This window comes from Burkholderia sp. AW33-5 (assembly GCF_053427615.1).
This window is the reverse complement of the sequence record NZ_JBSAXA010000125.1, coordinates 1-308: the sequence shown is the minus strand read 5'-3', so window position 1 is coordinate 308 and position 308 is coordinate 1. Positions and strand designations below refer to the sequence as shown.

The following is a 308-nucleotide window of genomic DNA, read 5'->3' as shown; positions in this document are numbered from 1 at the left end:
TCGCGCAGGCTGTACGGAAAGTCCGCGCTGCTGCTCGCCACGGGCAGGTTGTTCTCGATCCACCATTCGACGCCGATCGCCGCGAATTCGCGCTGGTCGGCCGGATCGCGATCGTGTTCGGGATGGTCCGACAGCGTGAAGCGCCGGCCCGCATCGATCGCGCGCACGCCGCCCGCGCCATGGAAGCGCTTCGCGTGCGACTCCCATTCCTCCATCCGCACCTTCGTCAGATGGTCGCCGCGCGTCTGGTCCAGATACGTGTACGCACCCGTGTACTCGTACACTTCGAGCTGGTCGGGCAATTCGCC

General features: G+C 66.2%; 1 protein-coding gene. It reads right to left on the bottom strand.

The features are described from left to right. Positions 1-308: phage late control D family protein (locus tag ACV22V_RS32660; RefSeq protein WP_448016861.1), on the bottom strand; the 308-nt coding region annotated here is incomplete at both ends.